An 18,109-nucleotide genomic window follows, 5' to 3' on the forward strand; every position below is an offset into this window, starting at 1 on the left:
CGCCCGGAGCCGGTGCGCCGGAACCGGGCCCGGGCCGCGCGGAGGGCCGGCCGGGAGGGGCCGGGCCCCGCCGTCAGGCCCGGCCGCCCGCCCGCGCGCAGCACTCGGCGAGATGGTCGTTGACGAGCCCGCAGGCCTGCATCAGGGCGTAGGCGGTGGTGGGCCCGACGAAGCGGAAGCCGCGCTTCTTGAGCTCCTTCGCCAGCGCCGCCGACTCGGCCGTGACGGCGGGGACGTCCGCGAGCGTGCGCGGGGCCGGGCGGGCGGCGGGCGCGTACGACCAGACCAGCGCGTCCAGCTCGCCCTTCTCCCACCGCTCGGCGACCCGGGCGTTGGCCACCGTCGCCTCGATCTTGGCGCGGTTGCGGATGATCCGGGCGTCGCCCAGCAGCCGCTCCACGTCCTCCCCGGTGAACGCGGCCACGTCGGGGATCGAGAAGTTCTTGAAGGCCGCGCGGAAGCCCTCGCGGCGGCGGAGGATCGTCAGCCAGGACAGCCCGGACTGGAACGCCTCCAGGCACAGCCGTTCGAAGAGGGCGTCGTCGCCGTGGACCGGGCGGCCCCACTCGGCGTCGTGGTACGCCACGTACTCCTCGGCGGAGAGGCCCCAGGGGCAGCGGAGCAGGCCGTCCGGGCCGGGGAGCGGCGCGCCCGCCGGTACGGGTTCGGCGGCCGGGCCGGTCACGCGGTCCGCCCGCCGCCGCCCGCCGGGCGGGTACCGGGGGCGGCTGTGTCCGGAGCCGTGCCGTCCCCGGAGACGGCCCCGCTGCCCGGGGCTCCGCCGCCGTCACCGCCGCCGTCACCGTCGCCGTCACCGCCGCCGTCACCGTCGGCTTCCCCGTCGGTTCCGCTGCCGGGGGCCGTGGCACCGGTGGACGGGCCGTCCCCGCTCATCGGGCCGCCGTCCGCCGCGCGGCCGTTCGCCGGCTCCTCCCCGACGGCCCCCTCGCGGAAGAGGTCCGGGGCGCCGAAAGCCGCCGCCCGGGCCCCCGCCAGCGCGGTCTCCAGCTCGGCGATCCGGGCGTCCCGCTCGGCCAGTTCGGCGGCAAGCCGGTCGAGCACGTCGTCGACGTCGGTCATGCGGTAGCCGCGCACGACCACCGGGAAGCGCACCGTCTCCACGTCGGCGCGGCTGACGGGGCGCGAGAGGGGCAGCGGATCGGCGAGCCGGTCCGGCTCGGCGTCCGGCAGCGCCGCGCCGTCGTCGCCGCCGACCACGGCGAGGGTGACCGCCGCGACCACCACGACCAGCGCGATGAGCAAGAACCAGAACACGACCGTCTCCCCGGATGCGTCGGCAGGGTCTGAGGGGACGATGGTGCCACGCTCCGCCGGACGCCGGGCAACCGGCCGGGCGCCGGGCACGCTCCGGCGGGGCGTCGGGAGGGGCTAGGGTCTGTCTGGCGATCCTCGTCGGGCCGGGCCGGCCGCGGCGCCCGGTGCCGGGGCACCTTCCGCACCTTCGGGCCGTGGGGGAGCCCCGCGAGGCGGAGGCCCGCCGGCGTACCGCACGGTGCGCGGGCGTGCCCGGCGACGCGGCGAGGTGCGGTGCCGGGCGCCGCGGAAGGGCCGGACCGACCCCGGAGTCGGTCACCGGGTCCGTGCGGAGAGCCGGACGGGCCGGCCGGAGAACTGTCCCGGGGCCGGAGAGCGGTCCCACCGCCCGACGGGCGGCCGGAGGAGGTCACGAGTGGTGCTGCGGCTGGGGAAGCGCGAGTTCGGCGAGCACGAGCCGGTGGTCATGGCCATCGTCAACCGCACCCCGGACTCCTTCTACGACCAGGGCTCCACCTTCCGGGACGAGCCCGCGCTGGCCCGCGTCGAACAGGCGATCGCCGAGGGTGCCGCCATCGTGGACATAGGCGGTGTCAAGGCCGGCCCCGGCGAGGAGGTCACGGCCGAGGAGGAGGCGCGGCGCACCGTCGGCTTCGTGGCCGAGGTGCGGCGGCGCCATCCGGAGGTGGTGATCAGCGTCGACACCTGGCGCCACGAGGTCGCCGAGGCGGTCTGCGAGGCGGGCGCCGATCTGCTCAACGACGCTTGGGGCGGGGCCGATCCGCAGCTCGCCGCGGTCGCCGCCCGGTACGGCGCCGGTCTGGTCTGCACCCACGCGGGCGGTGCCGAGCCGCGCACCCGCCCGCACCGGGTGGCGTACGAGGACGTCATGGCCGACATCCTCCGGGTCACCCTGGGCCTGGCCGAACGGGCGGTCGAGCTGGGGGTGCGCCGCGACGGCATCCTCATCGACCCGGGCCACGACTTCGGGAAGAACACCCGGCACTCCCTGGAGGCCACCCGCCGGCTCGGCGAGATGACGGCCACGGGCTGGCCGGTGCTGGTCTCCCTGTCGAACAAGGACTTCGTCGGGGAGACCCTCGACCGGCCGGTCAAGCAGCGGCTGACGGGCACGCTCGCGGCGACCGCGGTCTCGGCGTGGCTGGGGGCCCGCGTCTACCGGGTGCACGAGGTGGCGGAGACCCGGCAGGTGCTCGACATGGTCGCGTCCATCGCGGGCCACCGGCCCCCGGCCGTGGCCCGCCGCGGACTGGCCTGAGCGGACGCCCGCGCCCCGCCGGGGTTCCCGGGGCACCCCTCAGGCCTGCCCGGTCTCCTTGCTCACCAGGCTCACGGCCTCGTCCACGTCGTCCGTCAGATGGAAGAGGTCCAGATCGTGCTGGGCCGCCTTGCCCGTGCCGATCAGGGTGTTCTCCACCCAGTCCACCAGGCCCTTCCAGTACGACGTCCCGAACAGGACGATCGGGAAGCGGGTGACCTTGCGCGTCTGCACGAGCGTGAGTGCCTCGAACAGCTCGTCCAGCGTGCCCAGTCCGCCGGGCAGCACCACGAACCCCCGCGCGTACTTCACGAACATCGTCTTGCGGACGAAGAAGTAGCGGAAGTTCACCCCGATGTCGACGTAGTTGTTCATCCCCTGCTCAAAGGGGAGTTCGATCCCGAGGCCGACCGAGACCCCGTTCGCCTCGTACGCGCCCTTGTTCGCGGCCTCCATCGCGCCGGGCCCACCGCCGGTGATCACCGCGAAGCCGGCCTCGGCCAGGGCCCGGCCGATCCTGACCCCGTTCTCGTAGTCCTCCGAGCCGACGGGCGTCCGGGCCGAGCCGAAGACGCTGATGGCCGGGCCGAGTTCGGCGAGCGTGCCGAAGCCCTCGACGAACTCGGACTGGATGCGCATCACCCGCCACGGGTCCTGGTGCACCCACTCCACGGGCCCCGGCGGCGAGTCCAGCAGCCGCTGGTCGGTGGTGGTCGGCTGGACCTGGCCGCGCCGCCGCGTCACCGGCCCCAGGTGCTGCTCCCGGCCGGCTCCTTCCCGGGCTTCTCCCTCGGCACTGGTCACGGGCCGCTCCTTCCGAGACGCCGCCTCCCGCGTCGTCCGGCGACGGGAGGATCTTCGCGGATCAGCGTATGCCCCGGCAGGTTGACGGCAAGGCACCTCAGGCCGTCAGCCAGGCGGACAACCGCTCCTCGCAGTGGTTGATCAGCGAGGCGAGCACGCGTTCGTCCCGCTTGTGCGCCAGCACCGGTGCGCCCGGACCGTAGTTGACGGCCGGGACGCCCAGCGCGTTGAAGCGGGAGACGTCGGTCCAGCCGAACTTGGGCTGCGCCCGGCCGCCGACCGCCGCCATGAAGGCCGCCGCGGCGGGGTGGGAGAGACCGGGCAGGGCGCCGCCGGTGTGGTCGTCGATGACGAACTCGGCCACCCCGCAGTCCGCGAAGACCTCCCGGACGTGCTGCTCGGCCTCCTGCTCGGTGCGGTCCGGCGCGTAGCGGAAGTTGACGGTGACCGTGCAGTCGTCCGGGATGACGTTGGTGGCCACCCCGCCCTCGATGCCCACGGCGTTCAGCCCTTCGCGGTACTCCAGCCCGTCGATGACCACCCGGCGCGGTTCGTACGAGGCCAGCCGGCCCAGGATCGGCGAGGCCGCGTGGATCGCGTTGGAGCCCATCCAGGCGCGGGCCGAGTGCGCCCGCTCCCCCGTGGTGCGCAGCAGGACCCGGAGCGTGCCCTGGCAGCCGCCCTCGACCTGCCCGTCCGAGGGCTCCAGGAGGACGGCGAAGTCCCCCTCCAGCCAGTCCGGATGGGCCGCGGCGACCTGGCCGAGGCCGTTGAGCTCGGCGGCGACCTCTTCGTTGTCGTAGAAGACGAAGGTCAGATCGCGGTTGGGCTCCGGCACCGTCGCGGCGATGCGCAGCTGCACGGCGAGCCCGGACTTCATGTCGCAGGTCCCGCAGCCCCAGAGGTAGCCCTCCTCGTCCAGCCGGGAGGGCACGTTGTCCGCGATGGGCACGGTGTCGAGGTGGCCGGCGAGCACCACCCGCTCCGGGCGCCCCAGCCGCGTCCGGGCGACGACGTTGTTGCCGTACCGGTCCACGGTGAGGTGCGGCAGGGCGCGCAGCGCCGTCTCGACCGCGTCGGCCAGCGGCTTCTCCCGGCCGCTGACGGACGGGATGTCCACCAGGGCGGCGGTGAGGGCGGCGGCGTCCAGGGACAGATCGAGCACGTGTGGGTCCATGACGGCGACCCTAACCCGTCGGCGGGAGCCGCCCCTCCGGCCGCCCGGGGGCCGCCCTTCCGGGCACGGGCCACGGCCTTCACGGCCGCCCGGTACCGTGTGCGGCGTGTCCAGCCGAACCGTTTCCGTCCGCCGCCGGCGCCTTCTGCGCGCGCTGGTGGCGTGCGCCGTCCTGCTGGCCCTGGCCGGGTATCTGGCGGTGCACTTCCAGACCTCCGGGCCGGGTTCGCCGCGCTGTGCCGTCAGAGCCCCGGGGCAGGACGGCGAACCGTACGAACTCGAACCCCAGCAGGCGGTGAACGCCGCCACCATCGCGGCCGTCGGATCGGCCCGCCGGCTCCCGGAGCGCGCGGTGACCATCGCGCTCGCCACCGCGATGCAGGAGTCCGGGCTGCGCAACATCCGCTACGGCGACCGGGATTCGCTCGGCCTCTTCCAGCAGCGGCCCACCCAGGGCTGGGGCACGCCGGAGCAGATCATGGACCCGGTGTACTCGGCCGGGGCGTTCTACGACCATCTGGTGAAGGTCCCCGGTTACTCCCGGCTGCCGCTGACCGTGGCCGCCCAGCAGGTGCAGCGCAGCGGGTTCCCGCAGGCGTACGCCAAGCACGAGCCCAACGCCGCGCTGCTCACCTCCGCGCTCACCGGCCGCGCGGAGGCGTCGCTGAGCTGCGCTCCCGGGGCCCAGGAGCAGCCGGGCGACCCGGTCCGGGTGCGGGAGAAGCTGCGGCGCGAGTTCGGCCGCGACGTGCTGGCGGGCAGCGCCGGCCGGGGCGGCGGGGCCGGGAAGAGCGGTTCGCCCGGCCCGGTGGTGAGCGTTCCGGTGCCGGAGACTGCGTCCGGCGGCCCGGAGCGGCGCGGCTGGGAGCTGGCCCACTGGGCGGTGGCGCACGCCCGGGAGCTGCGGATCGCCCAGGTCTCGTACGCGGGCCGGGTGTGGAGCGCCTCCAGTTCCGGCAACGGCTGGCGCCCGGAGGCGGCCGGCTCCTCGGCGGCGGCCCGGAAGCGGGCCGCGGCGGCCGTGGTCATCACCACCGTTCAGTAGTACGGAGGGTCGCCCGCCCGGGGGAGCCGCCCGCCGGCCGGGCCGGCACCGGGCGGAGCGTCCCGGCCGGGCGCGGACGGAGCCCCGGGGCCCCCGTCCCACCTGCGGGGCCCGGGGACCGGCGCGCCGGCGCACCGGTCCCGTACGGCGCTCCGCGCCCCCTCCGCGCCCCCTCCGCGGCCTGCCCCGGGGCGCGGCGCATTGCCAATCCTTTACCCCGGTCCGCCGCAACCTTCCCGCTCCTCACGCGGTAGTCACTGTGTCCGCCGAATGGACACAACTCCCCTGAAATCATCAGCTTTTCCCCGCCGAAGGAGCACCATGTCCCTCCCCCTCACGCGTCGGATCGCCCGAGCCGCGCTGCTGGTCGCAGCGGGCGCGGCTCCCCTCGTCGGCATGGCCGGCCCGGCGCAGGCCGCCCAGCTGCCGGAGTCCGCCGGTCTCGGCGGGGTCAGCAACCTCGACGGCGCGGCCCTCGGGGAAATCCTCGACACCACCGCGCGGCAGACCACGACCGGTGCCGCCGCGACGCGTGACAGCACCGTGGGGAACGCCGCCCTCCCGGCCGCCGAGGGGCTGCTCGACTCCGCCGTCGGCACCGCCGCCCCGGTCGCCGAGCAGACCGTCGCCGGCAGCCGGGACACCGCCGGCACGCGCGCCGAGGACACCGCCGAAGTGCGCCCCGGAGGTCTGCGGGTGCGGGAGTTCGCCGGTGGCCTCACCGACTCCACGGGCATTCCCGGCGTCCCCGGGAGCCTCCCGGGGACCGAGGAGATCAGGACGCCGGCCGCCCCGAACGTGGCCTACAACAACCTCTCCGAGGTCAACGAGGCGACCGGTGACCTGACGGCGAACGGCCCGCTGCAGCTCGGCGTCTGACCGGGACGGCCGCCCCGCCGCGGACGGCCGGAACCCGCACGGTCCACGGGCCGTGAGCGGTACGGACGGCAACGCCCGGCCGGGGCATCCCCGGCCGGGCGTTCCGCTGTGCTCCGGGGCTCCCCGTTCGTCCGTCCCGCCCCGTGGTCAGCCGCGCAGGCGCTCCACCGCGGCCGCGACGCGCTCGTCGCTCGCCGTCAGCGCCACCCGGACGAAGCGTTCGCCGGCCGGGCCGTAGAAGTCGCCGGGGGCCACCAGGATGCCCCGCTTGGCGAGGTCGGCCACGGTGTCCCAGCAGGGCTCGTCCCGGGTCGACCAGAGGTAGAGGCTCGCCTCGCTGTGCTCGATCCGGAAGCCGGCCGTCTCCAGCGCGCCGCGCAGGGCCGTGCGCCGCGCCCGGTACCGGGCGCGCTGCTCCGCCACGTGTTCATCGTCCGCGAGGGCCGCGACCGTCGCCGCCTGGACCGGTGCGGGCACCATCATCCCGCCGTGCTTGCGGATCTTCAGCAGCTCGCCGAGCACGGCGGCGTCCCCGGCGATGAACGCCGCCCGGTACCCGGCGAGGTTGGAGCGCTTGGAGAGCGAGTGCACCGCGACGACGCCGTCGAAGCTGCCGCCGCACACATCCGGGTGGAGCACGGAGACCGGGTCGGCCTCCCAGCCCAGCTCCAGATAGCACTCGTCGCTGACGACCAGCACGCCGTGTTCCCGTGCCCAGGCCACGGCGGTGCGCAGCTCCTCCGTGGAGAGGACCCGGCCCGTGGGGTTCGACGGGGAGTTGAGCCACAGGATCCGCAGACCCTCCGGCGCCACCTCCGCCGGCTCGTCGTAGACGACGGGTTCGGCGCGCGCGAGCCGCGCCCCGGCCTCGTACGTCGGGTAGGCCAGCCGGGGGAAGGCGACCCGGTCGCCGGGGCCCAGGCCCAGCTGGGTGGGCAGCCAGGCCACCAGTTCCTTGGAGCCGACGACGGGCAGGACGTTGGTGTGCTCCACGCCCCGCGCCCCGAGCCGCCGTCCGGCCCAGCCCGCCAGGGCGTCGCGGAGCTCCGGGGTCCCCCACACGGTCGGATAGCCGGGGCTGTCCGCCGCGGCGGTGAGCGCCTCGCGGATCACCTCGGGGACGGGGTCCACCGGGGTGCCGACCGACAGGTCCACCAGACCGCCGGGGTGCGCGGCGGCGGACGCTCGGTACGGTTCGAGGCGGTCCCAGGGAAAGACGGGAAGCCGGTCGGAGACTCCGGGCACGGTGCTCACTTCTCTCGGGCGTTCGGGGCGGCCGGACGGCTCCGGGGGACGTCCCGGCGCGGCGCGGCGGGCGCGAAGACCGCGGTCCCGCACGGCCGGGGTGCCGTACGGGACCGGGACGGCGCCGCGGGGTCCGCGGCTACTGGTTCTGCGGCGGGAGCGCGGCGATGAGCGGGTGGTCGCGCTCGATCAGGCCGAGCTTGGAGGCACCGCCGGGCGAACCGAGCTCGTCGAAGAACTCGACGTTCGCCTTGTAGTAGTCCTTCCACTCCTCCGGGGTGTCGTCCTCGTAGAAGATGGCCTCGACCGGGCAGACCGGCTCGCAGGCGCCGCAGTCGACGCACTCGTCGGGGTGGATGTACAAGGACCGGGAGCCCTCGTAAATGCAGTCGACGGGGCACTCCTCGATGCACGCCTTGTCCTTGACGTCGACACAAGGCTGCGCGATGACGTAGGTCACGCTGTCGTTCCTCCTCGGTAGGGCGGGCGGAGCGGTTGTCGTCTCCGCCGCATGGCGCGCGGGAGCGCGGCGTCGTCGATGCCCGCAACTAGTATCTCCGTTCCGGGGCACCAGTCGAACAGGAGGGGCGGGCACAGCTGTGGATTTCACCACCGGCGGACGCCTCACGGTCCGGATCACCGCCGCTGACGTGGGCAAAAGGGTATCGGTGCGGCGGTGGAGCGAGCCCGGAGCACCGGGCGGGCGGTTCACCGACGCGGTCGGCGTGCTCACATCCTGGGACGGCGGTGTGCTGTGTCTCACACGGCGGAACGGCGAGATCGTCCGCATCCCGGAATCCGCGCTGGCCGCCGGGAAGGTGGTGCCCGCGGCGCCCGCCCGGCGCCGGGGCCCGGCGGCCTCCGCGGCCGAGCTGAGCCGGGTCGCGGCCCGCGCCTGGCCGCCCGCCGAGAGCGAGCCGCTGGGCGGCTGGACCCTGCGGGCCTCGGGCGGCTTCACCCGGCGCGCCAACTCCGTGCTGCCGCTGGGCGATCCGGGGCTTCCGGTGGACGAGGCGCTGCGCCGGGTGGTCCGCTGGTACGCCGCGCGGGGCCTGCCCGCGTACATCCAGGTGACCACCGGTGCCGGGGACACCCAGGAGGAGCTGGCCGCCGCCCTCGACGCCCGCGGCTGGGTCCGGGAGGTCTCCGCGGAGGTGCGGACGGCGGCGCTGGCCCCGGTCGCGGAGGCGGGGCCCGTGCAGGGCCTCCCGGCGGCCGCGGGGTCCGGGAGCGCCGCACCGCCCGTGCGGCTGGCCCGCACCCCCGGCCCCGGCTGGCTGCGGCGCTACCAGCGGTTCGCCGGTGACACCCCGGAGGTGCGGCGGGTGCTGTGCGGCGGGCCGTCCGTCCGGTTCGCCGCGGTACCGGCGGACAAGCCGGCGGACGGGGCCGCGGACGGGGAGGACGCCGGTGGTGCCCCCGCGGCCATCGGACGGTGCGTCGTGGACGGCCGCTGGGCGGGCTTCTCGGCGGTGGAGGTGGCGCCGGAGCACCGGCGGCGGGGCCTGGCGTCCGCCGTGATGGCCGCCCTCGCCGCGCGGGCCCTGGAGGAGGGTGCCTCGGCCGCGTACCTCCAGGTCGAGACGGACAACGGGCCGGCACGCGCGTTCTACGACCGGCTCGGCTTCACCGTCCACCACACGTACCACCACTGGCGCGCGCCGGACGACGGCGGCCACTGAGCGGATAGGGCTTCCCCATGCCGGACAGGCCGGACGCACACGACCCCCGCGGCGCGGACGACGACGCCGGTGACCGGACGGCGCTCCGGCGCCGGTTCGCCGCCGAGGCCCGCGCGGAGCGGCCCGATCTCGCCCTGCTCTGCCTGCTGGTCGCCGCCGAGGCCGATCCGTCGCTGGGCGAGAAGGGCATCGACGCGGCCCAGATCGAGCTGGACCGGCTCGCCGGGGAGCTGCCGTACGCGCCCGGCGGCGGCGCCGCGGGCTGGGCGCGGGCGGTCGGCGCGCTCCTCGGCGAACGGTACGGATTCCGCGGCACCCGGGACGATTTCGCCGCCCTGGAGTCCTCCCTCCTGCCGGAGGTGCTGAGGCGGCGGCGCGGACTGCCGATCCTGCTGTCCGTCGTCTGGATCGAGGTGGCCCGGCGGGCCGGCGCGCCGGTGTACGGCGTGGCCCTGCCCGGCCATTTCGTCGTCGGCTTCGGCGACCCGGCCGGGACGGACGCCGGCGGCCGGGTGCTGGCCGATCCCTCGGAGGGCGGCCGGCCGCTGAGCGAGGGCGACACCGAACTGCTGCTGGCCGCCGTGACCGGTGAGCCGCTCACCCCCGCGATGCTCACCCCGGCCGCGCCGCTGGACATCGTCCGGCGCGTCCTCGGCAACATCCGCGCCTGGGCCGCCGCCCGGCCCGAGCGCGGCGATGTCCGGCTGTGGGCGGTCGAACTCTCCCTGCTGCTGCCCCACCACCCGGCGCGGCTGCGCCGTGAGCGCGGGCAACTGCTGGTCGCGCGCGGCGACTTCCTGACCGGCGCGGCCGAGCTGGAGACCTACGCGGAGGTGGCCGAGGCGGCGGACCCGCAGGAGGCGCGCGACGTGCGGCGGCAGGCCAGGGCGGCCCGCGCGATGCTCAACTGACGGCCGTGCACGGCCCGCACGGCCCGTGCGGGCCGCGTACGGCCGGGCACACCGGTCCGGCCCGGTACGCGCCGCGCACCGGGCCGGAGGGAACGCCTCCCCGCTACGGGGTGGTGTCGATGGTGACCGTGCGCCCGGCCGGGTCGGTGGAGCGCAGCGCCTCGCGGAGCGCCCCGGCCACGTCCTGCGGGCTCACCGGGGTCTTGGAGCCGTTGCCGCGCTCGATGAGCACGCCGTCGAACACCCCGCCGTACAGGCTCTTGAGCACCTTGAGGTCGTAGGTGTCCACCAGCTTGCCGTTGACGGCCTTCATGGAGAGGAACTTCGGCAGCGAGTTCTCCGGGCTGAAGGAGATGGTGCGCGCCGGGTCCGTCCGCACGGTGACCAGCCCGGACATCGCGGGCTCGGCGAACTCCTTCATCGCCTTGTCGATCTCCGCCTGGTCCACCGCCGGCTGCCGTACGGTGCTGGGCAGTTCGACGGCCGCGCTCGCGCCCGTCTCCGTGCGGGCCCGGTAGGCGTCGGAGAGCGCGGTGACGGACTTGTTGACGTCCACGGCACGGTGCGGCTTGCCCGGGACCGGTACGGCCTTGCCCGCCTCGAAACGGATCATGCCGTCCTGCTCCGCGCCGCTCTCCCCGGCCAGCGACTCCAGCGCGGCGCGCAGCTTCTCCCGGTCCGTGACGATCTCGGCCTCCGCCTCGCGGGAACCGCCGAAGAGCGAACCGATCACGGAGACCGGGTTGTAGTCGCGCCCGGCGGCCTGCCGGACGCTGGCGTCGACATCGACGTCCAGCCCGACCACGGAGGGCTTGAGTTCGTGCTGCTCCCCGGCCACGCGGACGGTCATCGGGGCGTCGACACGCCGGCCGAGCCCCTGGTCGAGCCGGTTGACGGCCTCCTGCCGGGAGATGCCGCCGATGTCGACCCCGGCGACGGTGGTGCCCTTCGGCACCTCGGCGTGGTCGAGCAGCAGCCCGGCGGCGTACGCGACACCGAGCGCGGCGACGACCGCGGCACCGGCCAGGACGAGCTTGGACCGGCCCTTCTTCCGCGCGGCCGGGGCCGGGGAGGCGGAGCCGGGCGGCGCCGGCGGGCGCGGGGCCCCGGTGTCGTCGGCGGGCAGGGTCGGGAACGGGGACTCACCGGCCGGCGGCACCGCCTGGATACCGCTGACCAGGGTGTCGCTGGAGACCGGCTCCTCCGGTCCGCCGAAGGCGGGGTCCGCCGCGAAGCCGTGGTCCGCGCCGAACGGCGCCGGCGCGGGCGCGGCCGGGTCCTGCATCGGCCCGGGGGCGGCGGGGGGCGGGAAGCCGCCGTACGCGGGGGACGGCGGTGCGGAACGCGGGGCTCCGTCCCCGCCGGCCGGTCCGCCGGGACCGCCCGCCGGTGCTCCGGGGCCGCCCGCCGGTGCTCCGGGGCCGCCCTGCCCGCCCTGGCCGCCGGCCTGCTGACGGAAGGCGGGCGGCAGCAGCGGCATGTCGCCCTCGGCGGGTCCGCCGGTCGGCCCGTTGGGGCCCGCTCCGGGGACGGGGCCGACACGGGTGCCGTAGGCCGGGGTGGACGTGGGATCGGCGTCCCGGCCGGGAGGCGGGCCTCCCGCGGGCCGGCCGCCGGGCGCCGCGGGACCGCCACCGGGCGCCGCACCACCGCTGCCCGCACCGGCACCGCCGGGGCCGCCCGCCGCCGGACCGCCCGGAATCGGGGTGCCCGAGGTGGGGGTCGGGGTCTTGCGGGGCGCGAACCAGTCGCTGGCCCGCTCACCGCCGCCCTGGCCGCCGGGCGCCGACGGGTTCTTCCCCGCCCCCTCCCGGCCGCCGCCCGCCGCGGAGGCGGAAGCGGAGGGCCGCCGCTCCTCGGCGGGCCCGGCCGGCCCGGGCACACCGGGCTCGGTGGCGGACGACCGGTCCTCGACGGGCGTGCGCATGACGACCGGGGGGATCGGCCGGGACCCGGGGATGTTGATTCTGATCCGGGTCGTCAGCGTGGTCTCGGTCTTCGGCTGTTCCTCCGGTTCGGAGGGCCGGCCGGCGTCGGCGGCCTCGGGGGCGTCCGGCGCGTCCTGCGGGGGGTGCAGGGACGGATACCGGCGCGTGCCGTAGGGCGGGGTACCCGAGGGGTACGACGCGGCCCCGCCGTGCCCCTGGGGCCCGGAGGACGTGGTGTCAGATTCACGGCTCAAAGCTGGTTCTCCCGGTTGGCTCCGCCGCCCGTAGTACTCGCACTGGGCTCCCCCCGTGCCTGAGGCCGCGGGCGGGGGTTCTCCCTGCCGTAGGGCAGGGGAGCTCGGCGGCGCTACCACCATACTGGCCGATGCCCGCGCTCATACCGCGACCGCCGTATCGGCGGCCCGGGCGGGGAGTCCGCCTCCCCCGCCCGTCGGCGCGTCAGCCGCCAAGTGGCTTGGCTCCGGGGGCCGGTGGGGGGAGCGAGGGCACAGTGGTGCAGATCACAGCGGTCAACATCCCGCCCAGCAGATAGAGATACGAGCCCACGCCCGACCCGAACAGGAAGTCGCCCTCCGGCCGGGAGGTGGTCAGCGCCATCACGGCGAGCAGCCAGCCGCCGGCCGCCGCGCCCGGACCGATCCGGGTGCCGGTGGCCCGCAGCCCGCCGTAGCAGAGGGCTCCGACGGCCAGCAGCGCCAGCAGCAACCCGGCCGGGAACCAGGCGCCTTGGACCAGGGCGCCCGCCGCGCCGGTCAGGACCCCGAGCACCGCGAGAGCGGCGTACGCGATGAGGCGCCCGGCGCTCACCGGCTCTCCCCGGCGTCCGGAATGCCCGCGAACAGATCGGTCTCGGGAGGATTGCCCGCCGGCAGTCCGTCCGCCGCCGGGCCCTGGACCAGACGGTAGTACTCGGTCGCCAGCAGCGGCTGCGCAAGGTTGTTCGACAGGGCGAAGCAGCCCTCGCCCTCCGCGCCCTCCGCGCCCTCCGCGACGGCGATCTGCGTGGCGTGCGCCCGGAGGGCCGCCGCCTTCCGCCCGGCCCACGCGCCGCCGTCCACGGCCGTCGTGATCTGCTCCTCCTCCACCACCCCGGGAAGGTCCGCCACTCCGGCGACGCCCGGGAAGGGCAGGGCGGGGGCGGCCCGCAGCGCCGCCAGCCGCTCCTCCACCACTGGCCGCGGCAGGCAGTTCCAGTAGATCTTCCGGATGGTGTGCGGCTCGCCGAGGTCACGGCGGTAGGCCCGCTCGGAGGCGAGCGCGGCGGCCCGCATGGCGACGCGGTGCGCCTGGATGTGGTCCGGATGGCCGTAGCCGCCGTCGGGGTCGTAGGTGACCAGGACCTGGGGGCGGATCTCGCGCATCACCTCGACGAGATGCGCGGCGGCCTCGTCGGTGTCGGCCCGCCAGAAGGCCCGCGGGCGCCGGTTCTGCGGGAGGCCCATCATGCCGGAGTCGCGGTAGCGGCCCCGCCCGCCGAGGAACCGGTGGTCGGTGACGCCCAGTTCGGCCATCGCGGCCGCGAGCTCTCCCGCCCGGTGCGGACCGAGCGCGTCGTCCCGGTCGGCGGTCAGGGCGGCGAGCCCGGGCGGGATGACCTCGCCCTCCTCGCCCAGGGTGCAGGTCACCAGCGTGACGTGCACCCCTTCGGAGGCGTACTTGGCCATGGTCGCGCCGTTGTTGATCGTCTCGTCGTCCGGGTGCGCGTGCACCAGCAGCAGACGGCGGGCGGGCAGCGCCCGGCCACGGCCTGGAGAGGGCAGGTCAGTCATGCGCTACAGCGTACGAGCGAAAACGGCGCCGGGCCGTCAGAACTTCAGCCCCCCGATCATCCCGGCGACGTTGTTGGTCAGCTCACTGATGGTCGGGGCCACCGAGGAACTGGCCAGGTAGAAGCCCAACAGCATGCAGACCACCGCATGTCCGGCCTTCAGCCCGGATTTCCGGACCAGCAGGAAGACGATGATCGCCAGCAGCACCACCACCGAAATCGAGAGTGCCACGGCGGTTCACCTCCAAGGTATGTGCGGTCGGGGCGACGAGGGGTAACGCACGGGCGCCACAGTGTGGTTACCCATGATGCGCCACAGATCATAACGATCCGTTCCTGCGCACGAGCGGGTGCATCGCAGCAGAGAAGGGGCGCACGGACCGGGCGCCCCTTCAGCTCCGCCGGGCGTACGCCGGAGCACGGCCAACGGCCGGTCGGAGGCGGTGCGGCGGCGGTGCGGGACCGCCCGGGGGCGGCCGGCGGACGGCCCGGGAGCGGTGCGGGGACTCGGCCCGGCGGGGCCCGGCACGTAGGGTCGCCGCATGGACGGACAGCTCTCGTTTCCGCGGCAGCATGCCAGAACCCAGCGCTTCAGCCTGGGCGCGCCGCGCTCCTTCACCGTATCGCCCGACGGCACCCGCCTCGTCTTCCTGCGGTCCCGCTCCGGCACCGACCGGGCGAACCTGCTGTGGGTGCACGATCTCGGCGAGGGGACGGAACGGATCGCCGCCGATCCCGCGGCGCTGCTCGGCGGCGGCACGGAGCGGCTGTCCCCGGAGGAGCGGGCACGCCGGGAGCGGAGCCGGGAGGGCTCGGCGGGGGTCGTCGGCTACGCGGTCGACGCGGCCGTCGAGCTGGCCGCCTTCGCGCTCTCCGGGCGGCTGTTCGCGGCCGAGCTGCGGGCCGGGACCGCGCGGGAGCTCCCGGTGCCGGGCCCGGTGGTCGATCCCCGCCCGTCGCCGGACGGCCGCCACATCGCCTGGGTCGCCCGCGGCGCCCTGTACGCCGCAGCCGCGGACGGCTCGGACGCCCGGGCGCTGGCCGAGCCGGAGCACGAGCGGATCACCCACGGACTGGCGGAGTTCGTCGCCGCGGAGGAGATGGACCGCTCCCGGGGCTTCTGGTGGTCGCCGGAGAGCGACCGGCTGCTGGTGGCGCGGGTGGACGAGACGCCGGTGCGCCGCTGGTGGATCGCCGACCCGGCGCATCCCGGCCGCGAGCCGGCCGAGGTGGCGTATCCGGCCGCCGGTACGGAGAACGCGGAGGTGACGCTCGCCTTCACCGGTCTCGACGGCTCGCGGGTGCCGGTGGAGTGGGACCGGGAGCGCTATCCGTATCTGGCGCGGGTGCACTGGTCCGCGGCCGGGCCGCCGCTGCTGCTGGTCCAGGCCCGCGACCAGCGCTCCCAGCTGTATCTGGCGGCCGATCCGGAGACCGGCGCCACCCGGCTGCTGCACGCGGACGAGGACCCGGTCTGGCTCGACCTCTTCCCCGGGGTCCCGGTGTGGACGCCGGACGGCCGGCTGGTGCGGATCGCGGACGAGGGCGGGGCGCGGGTGCTGATGGTGGGCGACCGCCCGCTGACCGGTCCGCAGCTGCACGTCCGGGCGGTGCTCGACGTCGGCGTGGAGGACGTGCTGGTGACGGCCTCCGCCGGGCCGGAGGCGGCGGAGCCGGGCACGGGTGAGATCCATGTGCACCGGGTCAGCGAGCTGGGGGTGGAGCGGATCTCGGAGGGCCCCGGGGTGCACTCGGCGGTCCGGTCCGGCGCGGTGACCGTACTGGCCTCGGCCACGCTCGACCACAGCGGCGCGGCGGTGCGGCTGTACCGGGACGACAGGCCCGCCGGGACGGTCATGTCGCTGGCGGAGCAGCCGGTGCTGACCGCCCATGTGCGGCTGGCGGAGTCCGGGGAGCGCCGTATCCCGTGCGCCGTGCTGCTGCCCACCGGCTACCGGGAGGGGGACGGTCCGCTGCCGGTGCTGATGGACCCGTACGGCGGTCCGCACGGCCAGCGCGTCGTCGCCGCCCACAACGCCTATCTGACCTCGCAGTGGTTCGCCGACCAGGGCTTCGCGGTGGTCGTCGCCGACGGCCGCGGCACCCCGGGCCGCTCCCCGGCCTGGGAGAAGGCGATCGCGCACGACGTCGCCGGGGTCACCCTCGACGACCAGGTGGAGGCGTTGCACGGGCTGGCGAAGAGTTTCCCGCTGGATCTGGGGCGGGTGGCCGTCCGCGGCTGGTCGTACGGGGGGTATCTGGCGGCGCTCGCGGTGCTGCGCCGTCCGGACGTCTTCCACGCGGGCGTCGCCGGGGCGCCCGTGACCGACTGGCGGCTCTACGACACCCACTACACCGAGCGCTATCTCGGCCACCCCGCCGAGCGGCCGGAGGTGTACGACGCCAACTCGCTGGTCACCGAGGAGGGCGGGCTCTCCGGGGCGGCCGGGCAGCACCGGCCGCTGATGGTGATCCACGGACTCGCGGACGACAACGTGGTGGCGGCCCACACGCTGCGGCTGTCCTCGGCGCTGCTGGCGGCCGGGCGCCCGCACGAGGTGCTGCCGCTCTCCGGGGTGACGCACATGACCCCGCAGGAGCAGGTCGCGGAGAATCTGCTGCTGCTCCAGGCGGGCTTCCTCCGCCGCTCGCTGGGCCTGGTCTGACCGCGGCCGGCCGGGGCGGTCCACGGACCGCCCCGGCCGGTTCTACGGCACCCGCACGGCCGTACGCCGTTCAGCCTGCCGTCCGTGGATATCGGGCCTGCTTCCATCAAGTTGCCCGGGTGTTAACGCGCTTGGCGGCGATTCCGGCGGGAATGTCCGGCGCCGCGGTCCGGCGTCAAGCACACGGCGACCTCGATATCCGAAACCTTCTCCCAAGATGCCGGGGCGGCGTCCTTTCGGTCCGGGCGCCCTCTTGACTGGACCGGGGCTCCGCTGCAAAGTCGCGCTCACGTCAGGAAAGCGGTACAGACCAGTTCGGCGGAGACGTGACCACGGGGGCCCCAGCGCGATGACGAGCTTATCGAAGGCCGCGGCGGCCGGTGGCGGGCCGCCGGGGCCCGAAGCCCGGACGGCGGACGTGCCGGGCGGCCGTTCGCCGGGCCGGCTGATGTGGCGGCGCTTCCGCCGCGACCGCGCCGGGACGATCTCGGCCGGTGTGGTGCTCTTCTTCTTCGCCGTGGGCCTGCTCGCGCCGGTGATCGCCCACTTCTACGGCAAGGACCCGTACACCCGCTACGGGCAGCAGCGGGACGGGCTGCTCAACGAGTTCGGCTATCCGGTCGCGCCGAACGGCGGCATCTCCGGGGAATTCTGGTTCGGTATCGAGCCGATTCTGGGCCGCGACGTCTTCACCCAGCTCCTCTACGGCATCCGCACCTCGCTGCTGGTGGCGGTCGCGGTGACGCTCCTGGCCACGCTGACCGCGATCGTGCTCGGGGTGGCGGCGGGTTATCTGGGCGGCCGCACCGACTTCCTCATCGGCCGCTCCATCGACCTGCTGATGGCCTTTCCCAACCAGCTGTTCTTCGTCGCCTTCATGCCGATCGTGGTCGCCCTGTTCGTGGCCGACACCGATGAGACGCCGACCTGGGTCCGGGCGGTCGCGATGGTGCTGGTGCTCTGGTTCCTGGGCTGGATGAGCCTGGCGAGAATCCTGCGCGGCACGGTGCTGTCGCTGCGGGAGCGGGAGTTCGTGGAGGCGGCCCGGGTGAGCGGTGCCTCCCCGTGGCGGATCATCCGCCGGGAACTGCTCCCCAATGTGGTCACCCCGATTCTGGTGCAGAGCACGCTGATGCTGCCGAATTTCGTGACCGCGGCCGCCGGGCTCTCCTTTCTCGGGGTCGGATTCATCGAACCCACCCCGGACTGGGGCCGGATGTTCGCCACCGGCGCCCAGGTCTTCGAGAACGACTTCACCTACATGTTCTTCCCGGGCGGCGCGATGGTGATCTTCATCGTCGCCTTCAACCTGCTCGGGGACTCCGTCCGGGACGCGTTCGATCCCAAGACCCGGCACTGATCCGGGCCCGGCGGCGCACACCGGGCGGCGAACCACAGGCCACCACTCAAGGACGGGCAGGTGCGACAG

Annotated in this window: 17 protein-coding genes; 7 read left to right on the top strand and 10 right to left on the bottom strand. The window is 75.3% G+C overall.

From position 1 onward, the window contains the following. Positions 1–73 precede the first annotated feature (73 nt). Positions 74–685, bottom strand: a complete 612-nt coding sequence (locus LIX60_RS10425; RefSeq protein ID WP_308101175.1) for a DNA-3-methyladenine glycosylase I — start codon at positions 683–685, stop codon at positions 74–76. Continuing rightward, positions 682–1,275: a DivIVA domain-containing protein gene (locus LIX60_RS31940; RefSeq protein ID WP_374117837.1), complete on the bottom strand. Its 594-nt coding sequence runs from the start codon at positions 1,273–1,275 to the stop codon at positions 682–684. The genes LIX60_RS10425 and LIX60_RS31940 overlap by 4 nt, the downstream gene beginning before the upstream one ends. A 418-nt stretch (positions 1,276–1,693) precedes the next feature. Between LIX60_RS31940 and folP the strand changes: the two genes are divergently transcribed. Beyond that, positions 1,694–2,554, top strand: coding sequence for a dihydropteroate synthase (gene folP, locus LIX60_RS10435; protein ID WP_039822482.1), 861 nt, complete (start codon positions 1,694–1,696; stop codon positions 2,552–2,554). Between the two features lie 39 nt (positions 2,555–2,593). On the opposite strand, the gene LIX60_RS10440 is transcribed toward folP, so the two are convergent. Beyond that, positions 2,594–3,358 carry a TIGR00730 family Rossman fold protein gene (locus LIX60_RS10440; protein WP_227958182.1) on the bottom strand — a complete coding sequence of 255 codons (765 nt, stop codon included), beginning with the start codon at positions 3,356–3,358 and terminating at the stop codon, positions 2,594–2,596. A gap of 97 nt (positions 3,359–3,455) precedes the next feature. After that, positions 3,456–4,535 carry a succinyl-diaminopimelate desuccinylase gene (gene dapE / locus LIX60_RS10445; RefSeq protein ID WP_227958183.1) on the bottom strand — a complete coding sequence of 360 codons (1,080 nt, stop codon included), beginning with the start codon at positions 4,533–4,535 and terminating at the stop codon, positions 3,456–3,458. 106 nt (positions 4,536–4,641) lie between these two features. Here dapE and LIX60_RS10450 point away from each other — a divergent pair, with 106 nt between their 5' ends. Together LIX60_RS10450 and LIX60_RS10455 are read left to right on the top strand one after the other, a co-directional pair. Further along, positions 4,642–5,580, top strand: coding sequence for a hypothetical protein (locus LIX60_RS10450; protein WP_227958184.1), 939 nt, complete (start codon positions 4,642–4,644; stop codon positions 5,578–5,580). Between the two features lie 321 nt (positions 5,581–5,901). Then, positions 5,902–6,459 (top strand): ATP-binding protein, encoded by a 558-nt coding sequence (locus LIX60_RS10455; RefSeq protein ID WP_227958185.1) that lies wholly within the window; start codon positions 5,902–5,904, stop codon positions 6,457–6,459. A gap of 147 nt (positions 6,460–6,606) precedes the next feature. Here LIX60_RS10455 and dapC read toward each other — a convergent pair whose 3' ends face one another. Together dapC and fdxA are read right to left on the bottom strand one after the other, a co-directional pair. After that, entirely contained in the window at positions 6,607–7,704 is a 1,098-nt protein-coding gene (gene dapC / locus LIX60_RS10460) for a succinyldiaminopimelate transaminase (RefSeq protein ID WP_227958186.1), read from the bottom strand. Positions 7,705–7,843: 139 nt separating this feature from the next. Then, on the bottom strand, positions 7,844–8,164 hold the full coding sequence (fdxA, locus tag LIX60_RS10465; RefSeq protein ID WP_019710198.1) for a ferredoxin: 321 nt from the start codon (positions 8,162–8,164) through the stop codon (positions 7,844–7,846). Between the two features lie 139 nt (positions 8,165–8,303). Between fdxA and LIX60_RS10470 the strand changes: the two genes are divergently transcribed. Further along, positions 8,304–9,386: a GNAT family N-acetyltransferase gene (locus tag LIX60_RS10470; protein ID WP_227958187.1), complete on the top strand. Its 1,083-nt coding sequence runs from the start codon at positions 8,304–8,306 to the stop codon at positions 9,384–9,386. 17 nt (positions 9,387–9,403) lie between these two features. Then, complete coding sequence (locus LIX60_RS10475; protein ID WP_227958188.1) at positions 9,404–10,297, top strand: transglutaminase-like domain-containing protein; 894 nt, start codon at positions 9,404–9,406, stop codon at positions 10,295–10,297. A gap of 103 nt (positions 10,298–10,400) precedes the next feature. Here LIX60_RS10475 and LIX60_RS10480 read toward each other — a convergent pair whose 3' ends face one another. From LIX60_RS10480 to LIX60_RS10495, 4 genes are all read right to left on the bottom strand, one after another. Then, entirely contained in the window at positions 10,401–12,479 is a 2,079-nt protein-coding gene (locus tag LIX60_RS10480; RefSeq protein WP_227958189.1) for a hypothetical protein, read from the bottom strand. Positions 12,480–12,684: 205 nt separating this feature from the next. Continuing rightward, positions 12,685–13,053, bottom strand: a complete 369-nt coding sequence (locus LIX60_RS10485) for a DUF6113 family protein (protein ID WP_227958190.1) — start codon at positions 13,051–13,053, stop codon at positions 12,685–12,687. Beyond that, positions 13,050–14,015 (bottom strand): N-acetyl-1-D-myo-inositol-2-amino-2-deoxy-alpha-D-glucopyranoside deacetylase, encoded by a 966-nt coding sequence (gene mshB, locus LIX60_RS10490; protein WP_227958191.1) that lies wholly within the window; start codon positions 14,013–14,015, stop codon positions 13,050–13,052. Before mshB ends, LIX60_RS10485 begins: the two co-directional genes overlap by 4 nt. Positions 14,016–14,051: 36 nt before the next feature. Then, on the bottom strand, positions 14,052–14,246 hold the full coding sequence (locus LIX60_RS10495; protein WP_019710204.1) for a hypothetical protein: 195 nt from the start codon (positions 14,244–14,246) through the stop codon (positions 14,052–14,054). A gap of 310 nt (positions 14,247–14,556) precedes the next feature. Here LIX60_RS10495 and LIX60_RS10500 point away from each other — a divergent pair, with 310 nt between their 5' ends. Next, a complete protein-coding gene (locus tag LIX60_RS10500; protein WP_227958192.1) occupies positions 14,557–16,680 on the top strand; it encodes a S9 family peptidase in 2,124 nt (707 codons plus the stop codon). Positions 16,681–17,029: 349 nt separating this feature from the next. Next, positions 17,030–18,040: an ABC transporter permease gene (locus tag LIX60_RS10505; protein WP_227958193.1), complete on the top strand. Its 1,011-nt coding sequence runs from the start codon at positions 17,030–17,032 to the stop codon at positions 18,038–18,040. The last annotated feature ends 69 nt before the right edge of the window (positions 18,041–18,109 follow it).

Source organism: Streptomyces sp. S07_1.15, assembly GCF_020739505.1.
GTDB classification, from domain to species: Bacteria; Actinomycetota; Actinomycetes; order Streptomycetales; family Streptomycetaceae; genus Streptomyces; species Streptomyces xinghaiensis.